This is a genomic window from Azospirillum canadense, assembly GCF_025961225.1.
Lineage (GTDB): Bacteria > Pseudomonadota > Alphaproteobacteria > Azospirillales > Azospirillaceae > Azospirillum > Azospirillum canadense.
Window position 1 is genome coordinate 1,099,231 of the sequence record NZ_JAOQNG010000007.1, and the last position, 13,558, is coordinate 1,112,788.

Below are 13,558 nucleotides of genomic sequence, written 5' to 3' on the forward strand. Positions count from 1 at the left end.
CCGGGCGTGCTGCTGTTCGTCTTCATCCTGCTGCAAAAAGGCCGTCTGGCCGTCAGGCCCATCCCGTTCGCCGGACCGGACGGCCGGTAGCAAGTTTCCAGCGTCGCCCCTCAATCTGAGGCGCGCGCCGATGCACGTTGCCCTGGGGCGTCCCCGCGCGTGCGACAGCCCCAAATCCCGCGCAGCACCGTTACCTTCACCGCCGCCGTCAACAGCGCGGCAGTCCAGTTGTCCCAATCATAAGTATACATAAATGCCGGAGCCGCCAAGGTCTCGCGGACTCGTCTTTGTGGCGCGACGATTATTATCCACGCAAAAGCATGAAATCTTACAGTGACGCATTTTGAAACTCTTTTTTGCTTCCATTTCGGAAATTGCTTTCGCCAATCTCAAGGAAAGGAACAAATAATCGCTTCGACACCGGCCGTCACTCTTACGGCGCTGCGCGGATGAACATTGTCGCGAATGATAGGGGCGTCGTTGAGTCGTCGCAACGCTGATTTCTGCAAAAGCATCGACCGATCCGAAGCAGCTGAAGGCGGCGCTCGACCTGCGCGGCCTGCGCGTGTCGGAGGCGTGGGTCAGCACCTACTTCACCATCGAGTCGATGAAGGAGCAGACCATCCAAAAGGTCCGCCAGCAGTTGGCCTTCATCAAGCAGGTGGAAGGCCACGAGAACGACCCGCGCAAGGCTGACCTTGTGGTGGCGGAGTTCGGCGGTGCGGTCAACCCGCTGCCGGTGGCGCTGTACCCCAACGTCCCGATCTTCGACGACCGCCAGTGGGACGCGCTGGCCACCGGCCTGAACGAGATCGGCCGCATTGCCCGCGAGGAGGGCCGCCGCCTGTGCTACCACCCGCACATGGGCACCGGCGTGATGAAGCAGGCGGCGGTCGAGCGGCTGATGAAGGCGACCGATCCGGATCTGGTCTTCATGCTGCTGGACACCGCGCACCTCTACTGCGGCGGCGCCGACCCGCTGGAGATCACGCGCAAGTACGCGACCCGCATCAAGCACATCCACCTGAAGGACTTCCGCGAGAGCGTGCTGAAGGACATGCACGCCAAGGGCATGTCCTTCCAGGAGGGCATCGAGGCCGGCATCTTCACCGTGCCGGGCGACGGCTCCTACAAGCACTTCCCGGAAATCCTGTCGATCCTGGCCGAGGCCAAGTTCGAAGGCTGGCTGGTGATCGAGGCGGAGCAGGAGCCGGCCAAGGCCAACCCGCTGCAATACGCCAAGATGGCGCGGGCGTACCTGCGCGAGCAGCTGGGGTGGTGACCATGAGCAAACACCCGACGAGGGACATCAACCTCAGCTTTTTCATGTTCACGGCGAACCTGCAGCCGGACGACGAGGCCTACACCCAGGTCATCATCCGCCACATCAAGGCGATGACCGAGCTGGGCTACGCCGGCTTCGACCTGCTGATCCACCCGGTGCAGACCGCCAACCACAAGGCGGAGGTGGAGAGCTACACCCGCATGAAGCGGGCCTTCGACAAGGCCGGGCTGGAGGGCGTGCGCTTCACCACCAACGTCGGCGCTACGCGCACCTTCGACCCGACCTCCCCTTACCGGCAGCAGCGCGAGGGGGCGCTGGCCTACCTGAAGTCGCGCGTGGACATCACCGCGGTCCTCGGCGGCAACTCCATCATGGCCGGGCCATTCGTCTTCCCCTACGGCGTGTTCCCGACCACGGACGACGGCGACCCGATCTGGAGCGACGCGTTGCGGGAGTGGCTGAAGCCCCGCTACGAGCTGGCCCGCCCCGTGTTGCAGGAGCTGGGCGAGTACGCGGAGAAGAAGGGCGTCAAGCTGGGCATCGAGCCGGTCGATCACTGGGAGACGCCGGCGCCGAACATGGTGTCGGACGTGCTCGACTTCCTCCAGGGCGTCCAGACCGCACAGACCGGCCTGACCATCGACAGCGCCCATGTGGTGCTGGGCAGCAACGGCCCGCTGGTCTTTGAGGACAACGTGCGCACCGCGGTGGCGCAGAACCGGCTGCATTACGTGCACATCTCCGCGCCCGACCGCGGGGCGGTGCACGACAGCTGGATCCCCTGGGGCACCTTCCTGCGCCCGATCCTGCCGGTCTACCACGGCCCGCTGCTGGTCGAGGTGTTCAACGCCGTCCCGCCCTTCACCAATCTTCTCCGCCTGACGCGGCGGAAGTTCTGGATTCCCGGCGAGGACAAGCCGGAACCGGGCCTGCCCAGCGCCTACGACATCGCGCGCGAAGGGTTGGCGACACTCGACCGCGAGATCGAGCGTCTCAGCCACAGCCACTGACCGGGTCCCATTGATGCGGGCGCCGGAGACGGCGCCCAGAAGGACTCGCGATGATCAAAGACAGCCACGCTGCGCGGTGCGGCGTCGCATCTGACGGTCGGCACGCTGATCGAGGCGTTTTGATCCGGGCTGAGGCCGACCATTGATCCTGTCCATGATCATGCGCATAATGCACGCGCATGATCATGGAGCAGCCGATGCCGGACACGCGCCTGCCGTTCGATGCCTCCGCCCCGAAGCGGGCGACCAACGTCAGCCTCAACAGCGATCTGCTCGAGCAGGCCAAGGCCCTTGGCATCAACGTGTCGCGGGCGTGTGAACGCGGGCTGGCGGAGCAGATCGCCGAACTGCGCGACAAGCGCTGGCTGGAGGAAAACCGCGCGGCGTTGGAATCATCCAACGCCTATGTGGAGGCCAACGGTCTGCCACTGGCCAAGCACCGCCCTTACTGATGGCGCGCTTCGACGTCCATCGCCGGCTTGATGGCTCCGGTTACCTGCTTGACCTGCAAGCCAACATTCTGCGCGACCTCAACACCCGGTTCGTGGCGCCTTTGTTGCCGCCTAACGAGGCGCCGCGGCCAGCGGCCCGACTCAACCCGATCTTTACCATCGAGGGGCAGCCGCACGTCATGGTCACGCAGTTTGCCGGTGCTGTCCGAAATGCCGAACTCGGCCCCTGGGTCGGCAATCTCCTGTCGGAAGACACCGCCATCGTTGCGGCTCTGGACATGCTGATCGGCGCCTGATGTCCGGATCGTGGGCCAGGACGGTCTTCACCGGTAGAGGTTCCGCTCGCCCAGCTCTTCGGCGCGCTTGCGCTCAAGCTCCTGGTTGTAGCGCCGCAGGGCGTAGGCTTCGGTGAGGTAGCCGAGCAGCCGCTTGTTCGCAGCACTCTCCACGACCGGAAGGTTTTCCTCCTCGGTGTCGGTGAAGAGCTTGAGGGCGCTGCGCACGTTCTGCCCCGGAAACAGGACGGCGTCCTGCGAGCGGGCGAAGTCCCCCGCCGTGCGCTGGTCGGCGCTTTCCTCCAGCGTCGGATCGTGCACGTCGGAGAGCGTGACGATTCCCGCAAAGCGCCCGCTTTCGTCGACAACGAAGACCTGCTTGGCGCTGCCGAGCGGAAAGGCGCGGCGCAGCCCGGCCAAGCTCATGGTCGCCGGAACGCTCTTGGCGTCGCGGCGCATCAGCCGGCCCACCGTCAGGCTCTCGATCCAGCCGACGTCGTGGGCGCCATGGATCGGCAGGCCGCGCAGGTGGAAGCGCCACGTGGCGAAGGAGTAGCCGAACAGCCGCCGCACGATCATCGTCGCGACCGCCACGCTGGTCAGGACGCCGAGCGTGGCCGGAAAGTCGGCCGTGGCCTCCTGCACCAGCATGACCATGGTGAGCGGCGCGCCGACGATGGCGGCGGCGACCGATCCCATGCCGATCAGGATGAAGGCCGTCTGGTGGATGGCGACGTCGGGCAGCAGCCAGCCCACGACCGTCGCGAAGAGGCTGCCGTACAGGCTGCCCAGGAACAGGGAGGAGCTGAACAGGCCGCCGCGGAAGCCGGACCCGAGCGAGATGGCCGAGGCGACGACCTTGGCGACCAGCAGGGCCGCCATCACCGGCACCCCGTAGCCGAGGACGATGTTGTGCTGGATGGCCCCATGCCCGCTGCCCAGCACCTGCGGGTAGAGCAGGGCGATCGCGCCGACCAGCAGACCACCGACCGCCGGGCGGAGCCAGCCGGGAATGCCGGCCGCCCGGAACAGCCGTTCGGCCAGCGTCACCGCCTTCATGGTCGCGATGCCCAGGACGGCCGCCCCGATGCCGATCAGGCCGAAGAAGGGGTAGTCGCTCGGCCCCACGCTGACGGCGTCGTAGACGGCGAAGATGGTGTCGCTGCCGCTGGTCCAGCGGGTGATGACGCCGGCCGTGATGGCCGACAGGCTCACCGGCGCCAGGGCGGCAAGCGTGTAGCTGCCGATCACGAGTTCGAAGGCGTAGAAGGCCCCGGCGAGGGGGGCGTTGAACGCCGCCGCGATGGCCGCCGCGGCGCCGCACCCGACGAGGATGCGCAGGTCGGCGCGCCGGAGCTTGACCGCCTGCCCGGCGGTGGACGCGATGCCCGCCCCGACCTGGGTGTAGCCCGCCTCCATGCCCACCGACGCCCCGGCGGCGTTGGACATCAGCGTCGAGAGGGCGAGGCGCAGGCTGTCGAGCAGCGACATGGCGCCGCCGTACAGCGCGTTCGCCTCGATGGGGTCGACGATGTCCTTCGCCCGCAGGCGCCGGGCGAAGCTGCCGGCAAGGCCCAGCACCAGCCCGCCGAGCACCGGAACGACCAGCGGCTGCCAGGGGCCGATGGCCACCCCCGCGCTGAGGTGGGCGCCGCGCGGAAGGTCGAACAGCACCGAATGCAGAAGCGCCACCGCCTTTTGCAGCAGAACGACGCCGGTGGCGATCACAGCCGCTGCGGCGACCCCGAGAGCCACGATGGCGACGTCGTTGTCGCGCACGTTCCGGCTGGCCAGGGCGCGCAGCAGCGACAGGCGGCTGCGCAACCGCCCACCGTGGCGGCCGTCCGCGGGCAACCGCGGGCTCCGGCGGTTGTTCCGGCTTTTCTTCGCGGCCAGGGGTGGGGTGGGGATCTGGGGCATGGCGGAACGGGCGGCGGGCTCCGGTGCAGGCGGCGACCGGCATCTAAGCGGCTCCGGCGCCTCGTGCAATGGCAATTCTTCGGCGCGTGGCCGGCAGGGCCTTGAACGAATATAGGTTACGATATATCTTAATTATATCTTTGAACCAAGGAGCATCGCAACATGCGATTTTTCCCGCACCATCCCGGCAGTTGGCCCCGCCATCACCACCCCGGCCCGCACGGCCATGGCCGCGGCCGTTACGGTGACGAGCCCGGCCGCGGGCATCATGAACGCCGCCAAGGGCGCGGCGGCCGGCGCCGCGTCTTCGAATCGGCCGAGCTTCGGCTCGTGCTGCTGAAGTTGATCGCGGACCAGCCCCGGCACGGCTACGACCTGATCCGCGCCATCGAGGACCTCACCGGCAGCGGCTACGTGCCCAGCCCCGGCGTCATCTATCCGACCCTGACGATGCTGGAGGACATGGGCCAGATCGAGAAGGCCAAGTCAGAAGGCGCCCGCAAGCCCTTCACGGTCACCGACGACGGCATCAGGCAGCTGGAAACGGAAAAGGACGCGGTGGAGGCCATGTTCGCGCGGCTCGCCGCGCTGGCCACGAAGCGCGAGCGCACGGACGGCGCGCCGATCCGCCGCGCCATGGAGAATTTGCGCGCCGTGCTGATGCACCGCCTCGGGCGGGACGACGTCGACACGGACACCGTGCACGCGGCCGTCTCCATCCTCGACGAAGCGGCGCAGCGCATCGAACGCCTGCCGTGACGCCGTCCAGCCGAGAGGGAGCTTCGCCCATGAGCCACCAAAGCAGTGTCCGGGTGCCGACCACCAACGGCAGCCGCTACCTCCAGCAGCTCTGCAAGCACTGGAGCCACAACCTCGCGGTCGAGTTCACGGCGGAAACGGGTCGCGTGGTCTTCCCGCGCGACGCCCGCGGCGCCGACTGGCCCGGCGATGCGGTCCTCACCCTTCAGGCCGACGCCGACGGGCTGCTGTGCCGGTTGGACGCCAGCGCGGCGGGGCAGCTTGACGCGCTGAAGGATGCGGTCGCGCGCCACCTCGACCGCTTCGCCTTTCGCGAGGCCCCGCTGCGCTTCGACTGGCGGGACGAACCGGCCGCCTGATCGTGAATGTCCCAGGCCGGCGGTCACCCCGACGCGGCCTCCTGCATCAGCCAGTCCATGAACAGCCCGATCTTGCGCGACCGGCCGCGGCCCGGCCCGTGCAGCAGGTAATAAGCCTTCGCCGGCCGCAGGGTGTGGGGGAAGGGCTGAACCAGCCGTCCGCTCGCCAGCTCGTCGCGCACCAGGAAGACCGGCAGGAGCGCCACCCCCATGCCCAGGGCCGCGGCCTCCGTGATCATGAAGAAATGCTCGAAACCCGGCGATTGCCCCGTGTCCGGCGGTGCCATGCCGTGCGCGGCGAAGAAGTCGGGCCAAGCCTCCGGCCGCGTGGTGTGCACCAGCAACCGGTGGGCGGGCAGGTCGGCGGGGGAGGCCAGGGGGGCTTGGCGGGCCAGGGCGGGGGCGCAGAAAATCCCCATCTCCTCCCGCATGAACAGGGTCGCTTCGGCCCCCGGCCAGGATCCGAAGCCGTAGCGCAGGGCAAGGTCGATCGGCTCGGCCACGAAGTCGACAGTGTGCTCGGCGGTGGACACGTCCACGAGGATGTCGGGGTGGGCGTGCTGGAAGCGGTGCAGCCGCGGAACCAGCCAGCGCAGCGCGAAGGTCGGCAACAGGCTGATCGACAGGACCCCGCCCTCTTCAAGCCGCCGCACGGATTGCGAGGCCGCGGCGATGCGGCCGAGCGCGTCGGCGACCTGGGGGTAGAAGACCGCACCGGCCGGGGTCAGCGCGATCGCGCGCCCCTCGCGGCGGAACAGCGGCACGCCCAGTTCCGCTTCCAGCGCCTGGACGGACCGGCTGACCGCACCCTGGGTGACGTTCAGCTCACGCGCCGCCGCCGTGAAGCTGAGATGCCGCGCGGCGGCCACGAAGCTGCGGATTCCGTTCAGCGACGGCAGGCGGCGCTCGTCCATCATCCCCATCCATGTGGACCTTTCCATGAGTTTTCCTCATGGAACGCGCCGCATTTCTCGTTTGTCAAGCGTGCACAAATCTTCTTAGATCCCAACAGTCGGGGCCGCCACGCGGCTTTCCGCCCAGCACCGCACAGCAGGGATGTTCCATGACGAACGTGACGCCATTCCACATCGCCTTCCCGGTCAACGACCTCGCCGCCGCGCGGCACTTCTACGGGACGGTGCTCGGCTGCCCGGAGGGGCGCAGCTCCGACCAGTGGATCGACTTCGACCTGTTCGGCCACCAGATCGTGGCGCATCTGAAGCCGGGTGCCGCGAACGAGGACAACCTGCACCACAACCCGGTGGACGGCCACGACGTGCCGGTGCCGCATTTCGGCGTGGTGCTGGAGATGGACCAGTGGCACGCGCTGGCCGAGCGGCTGCGCGCGGCGGGGGTCAAGTTCGTGATCGAGCCCTACATCCGCTTCAAAGGCCAGGTGGGAGAGCAGGCGACCATGTTCTTCCTCGACCCCGCCGGCAACGCGCTGGAATTCAAGGCCTTTGCGGACATGTCGCAACTCTTCGCCAAGTAACGGACGAAGCAACGGCCCGAAGCAACGGTACGCCGTCGGGCGCACCGGGACGGCATCGACGCACAGCCGACGGGATCACCCCGGCCGTGCGTCGGGAGCGCCACCTTCCCCGGCGCGGGAGGCGCTACCGCGCGGCCTGTTCCGCCGACGCGCTGTCCCAGCTCAACGAAGCTGCGTCCTTGCCGGCGACCGAATAGAGCGCGCCCGGCGCGTTGCGCGTCTTCTGGAACTCCTCCAGCGTCTCGCCGCGCATGGCGGCGTAGATGTGCAGGTTGGACACGCCGACCACCGCGCCCAGCTTCTCCAGCATGAAGAAGATGACGCCGTAGTGGATCATGCCGCGCCAGTCACGGTCGCGGATCAGGCGGCTCTCCTCCTCGGTCAACTGCGCCTCTTCAAAAGCACCCTCCGGGTCGGCCAGGAAGCGGGCGCGGTAGGCCGGCTCGATCATCCGGTGCAGGAAACGGTTGATCCGGTAGGCCTTGACGCTGGACGCGTGGGTGAAGGGATAGGTGCCTTCCAGCCCTTCCGCCCCGGCCAGTTGCCGGGCCATGTGGGCGCGGTGCGCGCTGACGGTGTCGGCCGGCGGCTCGACGGCCTCATTCTCGTAGATCGCCGTGGCGATGCCGGTCATGGATGGCAGATAGTAGGTCTGGTGGACCTTCTTCACCGTCGCCGCCATGGCGCCGCGCATGACCAGCCACATGATCACCTCCGCCCCTTCCATGCCGCCCAGGCGGGCGAAGTCGGCGTGGGTCATCCGGGTCAGGGCGATCGGGTCCTTCTCGATCATCTCCAGGAACTGCATGTCCCAGGGCGTGTTGTTGAAGCCCGCGCGCTCCCCGTGCACCTGGTGCGACAGGCCGCCGGTGGCGACCAGCGCGACCTTCAGGTCCTCCGGATAGCTCTCGATCGCCCGGCGCAGCGCCTGCCCCATCTTGTAGCAGCGGAGCGCCGTCGGGATGGGAAACTGCAGCACGCCGACCTGCAGCGGCACGATGGGGACCGGCCATTCCGGATCGTGCGGCAGCAGCATGGACAGCGGCGAGAAGCAGCCGTGGTCCAACGGCCGCTCCTGGAAGAAGGACATGTCGAATTCGTCGGCCATCAGCGACGTGCCGATGTGCTGCGCCAGCTTGGCGTGCCCCTTCACCGGCGGCAGCGACCGGGCGCCGCCGCCCTCGTCCGCCACGCTGTAGGACTTGCCGATGCCCAGCGTGAAGGCCGAATAATGGTCGAAGAAAAAGGACGTGACGTGGTCGTTGTAGATGAAGAACAGGACGTCCGGCTTCGTTTCATCCAGCCATTTCCGGACCGGCTCGTAGCCGGCGAAGATCGGTGCCCAGACGGGATCGTCCTGCTTCTGCCGGTCGAAGGCGAAGCCAATGGTCGGGGTGTGAGAGGTCGCGATCGACCCAACGATGCGTGCCACGGGTTATCCTCCTGAAGGTTCTTATGAAATCCCCTCGCCCGCCTCCGGCGGGAAAGGGAGGGGCCCACGCCTGTGGCGTGGGAGGGTGAGGGCTTGGTTTTTCGGGAAGACCTTAGCCCTCACCCTCCCGCCTCCGGCGGGTCCCTCCCTCTCCCAGCGGGGCTGGAAGAGGGGGAAAATTGCGCTTATTTCTTGGCCGCCACAGCGTTCAGCACTTCCCGCGCGATGCGCGTCGCGTCGGAAGGCACGTCGCCCTCGAACCGCGCGCGTACGTTCAGGTCCGACACCCATTGCTGGTGGGCGGCGGTCGCGGTCGGCATGAAGTTGCTGAGGCCGGCGTGCTCCAGCGTCGCGGCGACCTCGCGCATCTCCGCGGCGCGGCGCTTGCCGTGCACCACGACACGCTCCATGACGTGGTTGGCGAGGCTGGCGAAGTCGAACTTCGCCATCGACGCGGTGATGGAGGGGATGACCCGGTCCTCGATGCCCAGCTTCACCGCGGCGGTGACGCATTCCATCGTGACGCTCTCGAAGCCCTTGATGGCGATGCTGCGGATCATCTTGATGGTGGACGCCTCGCCGGTGATCTCCGACACGACGTCGAAGTTCATGCCGAGGCCGGCCAGGATCGGGGCGACCTTATGCGCGGCCGGGCCGCTGATCAGCAGCGGGGTCTCGTGCCGGCGCGGGTGCACCGGGGCCATGACGGCCACGTCGACGGTCCCGGCGCCGCGCGCCGCGACCAGCTCCGCCGCGTCGGCCTTGCGGAAGGGGGCGGCGGAGTTGATGTCCAGGTACAGCAGGCCGGGATGCACGCCCGGCACCACGCTCTCCGCCGCCGCGATCACCTGATCGGCGGTGACGGCGGAAATGACGATGTCAGCCCAGGCGGCGGCCTCGGCGGCGCTGCCCATCGGCTGGACGTCCAGCGCGCGGCAGTCGGCACGCTTGGCCTCTGCCCGCGCCGGGTCCTCGAACAGGATGTCGTAAGCGGCGATTGTGGCGGCGACAGTCACAGGGCCGCGCGTCCGCCAGCCGCTGGTGAAAGCTTGGGCGGCTTCGCCGAAGCCGATGAATGCGATCTTCGCGTCAGTCATGCGTGCTCTCTCAAACCCGTGCCGGGTCAGTGCTGGGTGGCGCCGATGCCGCACAGGGCGTCCAGGCGGTCGGGGTTCTCGATCAGGGTCCGGCTGTCGCCGTCGAAGGCGATGCGGCCGCGGCTCATCACCATGGTGCGCGGCGCGAAGGCCAGCGCCAGCTTTGCGTGCTGCTCCACCATGATGATGGACAGCTGGTCCTCGTCGCGCAGGCGCAGCAGGGCGTGGAACAGCTGCTCCACGATCACCGGGGCCAGCCCCTCGAACGGCTCGTCCAGCAGCAGGACGCGCGGGTTGGTCAGCAGCGCCCGGCCGAAGGCCAGCATCTGCTGCTCGCCGCCCGACAGCTGGTTGCCCATGTTGGAACGGCGCTGCTGAAGGCGCGGGAACAGGTCGTAGACCCGCTCCAGCGTCCAGGCGCCGGGCCGCAGGCCGACCAGCAGGTTCTCCTCCACCGTCAGGGACGGGAAGATCTCCCGCTGCTGCGGCACGAAGCCCAGGCCCGCGTGCGCCCGCCGGTTGGGCCGCAGCGCGGCGATGTCCGTCCCGCCCAGCCCGATGTGGCCGCCGTGCAGTTTCGTCAGCCCCATGATGGTGGCGAGCAGGGTGGTCTTGCCGACGCCGTTGCGGCCGATCACCGACAGCTTCTCCCCCAATGGCAGGTCGAAGCTCAAATCCTCCAGCACCACGGTGGAGCCGTAGCCGGCCCGCACGTTCCTCAGCGACAGCGACTGGGTCTCAGGCATGGATTCCCTCCCCGAGGTAGACGGCCTTCACCTCGTCGTTGTTGGCGATCTCGTCCGGCGTGCCGCGGGCCAGGACGGCGCCCTGCACTAGCACGGTGATGCGCTGGGCGAAGCGGAAGACGAGGTCCATGTCATGCTCGATGATCAGCACGGCGAGGTCGCTGGCGAGGTTTTCCAAAACCTCGATGATCGTGCCGGTCTCGGTGGACGGGATGCCGGCGGCGGGCTCGTCCAGCAGCAGCACTTTGGGCCGCAGCGCCAGCGCGATGGCGATCTCCACGAGGCGCTGGCGGCCGTAGGGCAGCTCCTTCACCTCGCGGTTGCCCCAGGGCTCCAGCCCCAGGCGGCCGAGAATGTCGTAGGCCTCCTCCCGGATGCGGCGGCGGCGCGACGGGCTGGGCAGCGGGCGCCAGCCCTGGCCGCGGTGCTCGTCCAGCGCCAGGATGACGTTCTCGGCGACGGTCAGGCTGTTGAACAGCGTGTTGATCTGGAAGGTGCGGACCAGCCCCCGCTTCACACGCGCCTCGATCGGCTCTGCCGTCACGTCCGCGCCGTCGAGGATGACGGTGCCGGATGTCGGCGGGACGAGGCCGGTCAGCAGGTTGACGAAGGTGCTCTTCCCCGCCCCGTTCGGGCCGATCAGCGCCTCGAAGGTGCCGGGCTCCAGCGTGAAATTGATGTTCTGCGCGACGGTCAGGGCGCCGTAGTTCTTGTGCAGCGCGCGGGTTTCCAGGATCGCGGCGGTCATTGGGCCTCCTTGGGATGCAGGGCGGCCATCAGGCGGTCCACCAGCCCGATCAGGCCCTTCGGCGCGAACAGCACGATCACGGCCAGCAGCAGGCCCAGCCAGAAGTACCAGTAGGCGGGGTCGAGCGCCGACAGCCGGTCCTTGAACAGCGAGAAGACCACGGCCCCGAGCAAGGCGCCCCACAGCCGGCCGGCGCCGCCCAGCGCCACGATGATCAGCACCTCGCCCGACAGGCCGAAGTGCAGCGCGTTCAGCCCGACGAACTGCGAGGTTTGGGCCAGCAGCGCCCCGGCGACGCCGGCGAGTGCCGCGGAGACGACGTAGATCGACAGCAGGCGCTGCTGCACGTTGGTGCCGATAGCCTGCATGCGCACCCGGTTCTCCCGGATGCCGACCAGTGAGCGCCCATAGGGGGAGCGGGTCATCAGCACCGCGAACAGCACCACGATCCCCAGCACCGCCAACGTATAGAGGAAGGCGGTCAGGCCGAAGATGTCGAAGTCGAACAGGCCGAAGATCGGGGCGACGATCACGCCCTGCAGGCCGTCGGCGCCGCCGGTAACCGGCTTGGCGCGGTTGGCGATCTCATAGACCAGGGAAGCGAAGGCCATGGTCAGCATCAGCTGCCCCAGGCCCTTCGTCCGCAGCACCAACACCCCGGTGCCGAGCCCGAGAAGCCCCGCGCTCGCGCCGGCCAGCAGCAGGCCGGACAGCGGCTCCGTCCAGCCCAGATGCACCGACGCGATGCCGACCGTGTAGGCGCCGAGGCCGAAGAACACCGCGTGGCCCAGCGTCACGATCCCGGCGAAGCCGACGAGCAGGTCAACGGACAGCGCGAAGATCATGGTGATGGCGACCTGCGCGCCGAGCAGCCAGTAGGGCTCCCCGAACAGCAGGGTCGCCAGCCCGGCGAGGACCAGCAGGGACGCGATCACCAGATCGCTGCCCGACCGGCCCATCGCCAGGCCACGCCAGGTGGACGGCGTGGACACGCCGGTCCCGGAAGCAGCGTTGTAGGTTGCGGACATGGATTTCACCCGTTCAGTCCGTGCCATGGGTCAGCTCCGCACGCCGAAGAGGCCGGCGGGCTTGGCCAGGAGGATGGCGATGACGACGCCGTAGATGAAAAAGGCGCCGAACTCCGGGATCAGGTACTTGCCGGCGACGTCGACGATGCCGATGCACAGCGCCGCGACGAAGGGCCCGAAAATGCTGCCCAGGCCGCCCACCGCCACCACGATCAGGAACAGGACCAGATACTCCTGCCCGTAGGTCGGGGTGATGGACAGCACGTCGGCGCCGATACCGCCGCCAAGGCCGGCGATGCCTGTTCCGAGCGCGAAGGTCATCGTGAACAGCAGCTTGGTGTCGACGCCGATGGCCTCCGCCATGTTGCGGTTGTCCACCGCGGCGCGGATGCGCATCCCCATGCGGGTGCGCCCGATCAGCAGCCACAGCGCGCCCAGGATCAGCACGCCCGCCACGATGACGAAGCTGCGATAGGCCGGGAACTCCAGCCCACCGGCGCCGATCTGGCCCGACAGCGCGGCCGGGATCTCCGGCTGCTGCTGGAGGGGGCCGAAGGCGAGCGTGAAGCCGGCAATCGCCATGAACAGCAGCGCGATGGAAAACAGCACCTGCCGCAGCTCGTCCGCGCCGTAGAGGGTACGGACGACCAGCCGCTCGATCACCGCCCCGGTCAGGGCCACCACGACGAAGGCCGCCGGCAGCGCCGCCCAGAAGGGCCAGCCGAGCGCCTTGGTCGCCACCACCACGACGTACCCGCCGGCCGCGGCAAAGGCGCCGTGGGCGAGGTTGGCGAAGTTCATCAGGCCCATGGTGATGCCGAGCCCGACGGAAACGATGTACAGGACCATCGCGAAGGCGAGGCCATGGAAGATGATGGTCAGAGCAGCCGTGAGCACGGGCCGCCTCCTTTTCGAAGACCGAGGGCCGGAACGGTGGCGTTAACCCCCTCGCTCG

General features: G+C 68.1%; 15 protein-coding genes. 7 read left to right on the plus strand and 8 right to left on the minus strand.

What is annotated here, in order from left to right; genetic code table 11:
- Positions 1-532 precede the first annotated feature (532 nt).
- From M2351_RS32685 to M2351_RS32700, 4 genes are all read left to right on the plus strand, one after another.
- Positions 533-1,282, plus strand: coding sequence for a sugar phosphate isomerase/epimerase (locus M2351_RS32685; RefSeq protein WP_264660390.1), 750 nt, complete (start codon positions 533-535; stop codon positions 1,280-1,282).
- A gap of 2 nt (positions 1,283-1,284) precedes the next feature.
- Positions 1,285-2,295: a sugar phosphate isomerase/epimerase family protein gene (locus tag M2351_RS32690; protein WP_264660162.1), complete on the plus strand. Its 1,011-nt coding sequence runs from the start codon at positions 1,285-1,287 to the stop codon at positions 2,293-2,295.
- A 197-nt stretch (positions 2,296-2,492) separates the two neighbouring features.
- The gene (locus M2351_RS32695) at positions 2,493-2,747 is read left to right on the plus strand and encodes a type II toxin-antitoxin system CcdA family antitoxin (protein WP_264660163.1); all 255 of its coding nucleotides are present in this window, start codon (positions 2,493-2,495) and stop codon (positions 2,745-2,747) included.
- Positions 2,747-3,043: a CcdB family protein gene (locus tag M2351_RS32700; protein WP_264660164.1), complete on the plus strand. Its 297-nt coding sequence runs from the start codon at positions 2,747-2,749 to the stop codon at positions 3,041-3,043. Before M2351_RS32695 ends, M2351_RS32700 begins: the two co-directional genes overlap by 1 nt.
- 27 nt (positions 3,044-3,070) lie before the next feature.
- Here the strand turns inward: M2351_RS32700 and M2351_RS32705 are convergent, their stop codons facing one another.
- Complete coding sequence (locus M2351_RS32705; RefSeq protein ID WP_264660165.1) at positions 3,071-4,876, minus strand: chloride channel protein; 1,806 nt, start codon at positions 4,874-4,876, stop codon at positions 3,071-3,073.
- Positions 4,877-5,104: 228 nt separating this feature from the next.
- On the opposite strand from M2351_RS32705, the gene M2351_RS32710 reads away from it, so the two are divergent.
- Positions 5,105-5,701: a PadR family transcriptional regulator gene (locus M2351_RS32710; RefSeq protein ID WP_264660166.1), complete on the plus strand. Its 597-nt coding sequence runs from the start codon at positions 5,105-5,107 to the stop codon at positions 5,699-5,701.
- A gap of 29 nt (positions 5,702-5,730) precedes the next feature.
- The gene (locus M2351_RS32715) at positions 5,731-6,060 is read left to right on the plus strand and encodes a DUF2218 domain-containing protein (RefSeq protein WP_264660167.1); all 330 of its coding nucleotides are present in this window, start codon (positions 5,731-5,733) and stop codon (positions 6,058-6,060) included.
- A gap of 23 nt (positions 6,061-6,083) precedes the next feature.
- Here the strand turns inward: M2351_RS32715 and gcvA are convergent, their stop codons facing one another.
- Positions 6,084-7,001, minus strand: coding sequence for a transcriptional regulator GcvA (gene gcvA, locus M2351_RS32720; protein ID WP_264660168.1), 918 nt, complete (start codon positions 6,999-7,001; stop codon positions 6,084-6,086).
- A gap of 122 nt (positions 7,002-7,123) precedes the next feature.
- Here gcvA and M2351_RS32725 point away from each other — a divergent pair, with 122 nt between their 5' ends.
- Positions 7,124-7,552 carry a VOC family protein gene (locus M2351_RS32725; protein WP_264660169.1) on the plus strand — a complete coding sequence of 143 codons (429 nt, stop codon included), beginning with the start codon at positions 7,124-7,126 and terminating at the stop codon, positions 7,550-7,552.
- A gap of 124 nt (positions 7,553-7,676) precedes the next feature.
- Here the strand turns inward: M2351_RS32725 and M2351_RS32730 are convergent, their stop codons facing one another.
- From M2351_RS32730 to M2351_RS32755, 6 genes are all read right to left on the minus strand, one after another.
- A complete protein-coding gene (locus M2351_RS32730) occupies positions 7,677-8,984 on the minus strand; it encodes a gallate dioxygenase (RefSeq protein ID WP_264660170.1) in 1,308 nt (435 codons plus the stop codon).
- A 185-nt stretch (positions 8,985-9,169) separates the two neighbouring features.
- Positions 9,170-10,081, minus strand: a complete 912-nt coding sequence (locus tag M2351_RS32735) for an NAD(P)-dependent oxidoreductase (protein WP_264660171.1) — start codon at positions 10,079-10,081, stop codon at positions 9,170-9,172.
- Between the two features lie 26 nt (positions 10,082-10,107).
- A complete protein-coding gene (locus M2351_RS32740; protein ID WP_264660172.1) occupies positions 10,108-10,827 on the minus strand; it encodes an ABC transporter ATP-binding protein in 720 nt (239 codons plus the stop codon).
- Positions 10,820-11,575 (minus strand): ABC transporter ATP-binding protein, encoded by a 756-nt coding sequence (locus tag M2351_RS32745; protein ID WP_264660173.1) that lies wholly within the window; start codon positions 11,573-11,575, stop codon positions 10,820-10,822. Before M2351_RS32745 ends, M2351_RS32740 begins: the two co-directional genes overlap by 8 nt.
- Positions 11,572-12,603, minus strand: coding sequence for a branched-chain amino acid ABC transporter permease (locus M2351_RS32750; protein ID WP_264660174.1), 1,032 nt, complete (start codon positions 12,601-12,603; stop codon positions 11,572-11,574). Before M2351_RS32750 ends, M2351_RS32745 begins: the two co-directional genes overlap by 4 nt.
- A 30-nt stretch (positions 12,604-12,633) precedes the next feature.
- Positions 12,634-13,500, minus strand: a complete 867-nt coding sequence (locus tag M2351_RS32755; RefSeq protein WP_264660175.1) for a branched-chain amino acid ABC transporter permease — start codon at positions 13,498-13,500, stop codon at positions 12,634-12,636.
- Positions 13,501-13,558 lie beyond the last annotated feature (58 nt).